We start from the raw sequence: 1590 nt of genomic DNA on the forward strand, positions 1-1590 counted from the left end.
AACTTGCTCAACTCGCAGTCGATGTGCATTGGGAGGGACGAGGAATTGGACGGCAGCTCGTTGCCCTGGCAACGGTGGTCGCGTTGCAAATCAGAGAACGCATCGGCTGTCGTTATCTCACGGTTGATGCGGCCACTCTGATGACGTGACCCCCAATCCTGATCCGATCTTTATGTCAGTCGGGGGTGGAAGATGGGGTGAGGGTGAGCGGTTGGCCAGGGTTGAGTGAATACTCAAGGCTGGTAAGGGGGTTGCCTGGGTATGGACGAGATGCCGATCGCGGCTCTGAGGGCAAATGCGGCGGTCGGTTTTCTGCGAACGCTCTCGCGAACTCCTCCGGGGTTCGATTGGCGAGGCCGCTGTGCGGCCGAGTGACATTGTAATCCAGGCGCCACGCCTCAATCGTCTGCTGCGCATCGGCCAGGCTCACGAACCAGCTCTCGTTGAGACACTCGTCACGGAGCCGCCCGTTGAAGCTTTCCGCGAACGCGTTCTGAGTCGGCTTGCCCGGTTGAATGAACTGCAGCGCCACACCGCGCGCGTGCGCCCACTGATCGAGCGCGTCGCCGGCGAACTCGGGCCCATTGTCGCAGACGATCACCGTGGGGTAGCCACGTATGGCGGCGACGTCATCTAGTACGCGCACGACGCGCGCGCCGGGCAGCGAGAAGTCGACCGTGATCGCGGGCGCCTCGCGCGTGAAGTCATCCACGAGGGTCAGCGCGCGGAACTTCCGTCCATCGCCGAGGGCATCCGAGACGAAATCCATACTCCACTGTTCGTTAGGCGCGGCCGGAGCTGGGAGTGGCACCCGGGGCACCGCGACGCGCTTCCGCTTGCGCCGACGCACATGCAGCCCTTCTTCACGATAGACGCGCTGCACGAGCTTGCGATTGACGAGATAGCCCTCGCGACGCAGCAAGACGTAGAGCCGCCGATAGCCCCAGCGGGGCCGCAGCGTCGCCAGTGTGTGCAGGCGCTCGCGGAGCTCCGTCCGCGGTGGCCGCGTCGAGTCATAGCGCTGGCTCGAGCGCGCGAAGCCCGTGTACCGGCACGCCTGCCGCTCCGAGACGGCGGCGGTTAGCATCGTGCTCGTGACGGCCGTCCGCCGCTGCTCGGGCGTCACCACTTTTTTCCCAACAGGTCCTTCACCACCTGGAGATTGAGCGCCTGATCGGCAACGAGGCGCTTGAGCTGGCGATTCTCTTCTTCTAACGCGCGCAGTCGTTTGGCCTCGTTCACCTGCAAACCGCCGTACTTCCGCTTCCAGCGATAGAGCGTCGTTTCCGTCACGCCGAGTCGCCGACACAACTCGCCGGGTTTGGCGCCAGCTTCCCATTCGTGCAGTGCTCGAACGATCTGCTCTTCTGTGAATCGACTCTTCTTCATCAGTCCTCCAGGGGCTGAGGACTGACATAATATCTGGATCAGCTTCCGGGGGTCACGTCAGTGGGACAAGTACAACGTTGGTGAATATGCCAAAGTGAACGACCCATCGACCAAGGCCCCGGCTCGGCGGAACATCTTCTGGCAACACGCGCCGGGACGGTCCGGCTACTCGTCGTGCGCTGGAAGCGATCGCGCACGAGT

1 pseudogene is annotated in these 1590 nt (G+C 63.1%); it reads right to left on the minus strand.

Annotated elements, in window-relative coordinates:
- Window positions 1-319 precede the first annotated feature (319 nt).
- Window positions 320-1389: pseudogene (locus VGH98_09155) on the minus strand (IS3 family transposase).
- Between the last annotated feature and the right edge of the window lie 201 nt (window positions 1390-1590).

The organism is Gemmatimonadaceae bacterium (assembly GCA_036496605.1).
Taxonomy (GTDB): domain Bacteria; phylum Gemmatimonadota; class Gemmatimonadetes; order Gemmatimonadales; family Gemmatimonadaceae; genus AG2.